At 69.8% G+C, this 258-nt stretch carries 1 protein-coding gene; it reads left to right on the top strand.

Going from position 1 to position 258, the window contains the following annotated elements; genetic code table 11:
• Positions 1 to 258, top strand: a 258-nt coding sequence (locus U8525_RS34635) for a transposase (protein ID WP_374270999.1), incomplete at both ends; no start/stop codon positions are given.

Below are 258 nucleotides of genomic sequence, written 5' to 3'. Positions count from 1 at the left end.
GTCCTCGCACCTCCTGCAGTGCATCGCCTCGGCGGAGGTGGTGTGGGCCGACGAGACACCGCTGCGCGTGCTGGACGTGAAGAAGACTCGTCGGGGCTACCTCTGGACGTTTCTCACCCAGACGCCCCAGGGGGAGTGGCTCATCGGCTACCGCTTCAGCCTGGGCCGCGCCGGCAAGACGCCCAAGGACGTGCTGGGCGGCACCAGGGGCGCGCTCGTGGTGGACGGGTACACCGGCTACAACGCGGTGACGCTGCC

The sequence above is a fragment of the Corallococcus sp. RDP092CA genome (assembly GCF_041903675.1).
Classification (GTDB): Bacteria; Myxococcota; Myxococcia; order Myxococcales; family Myxococcaceae; genus Corallococcus.
This window is presented reverse-complemented; position numbering and strand designations above follow the sequence as displayed.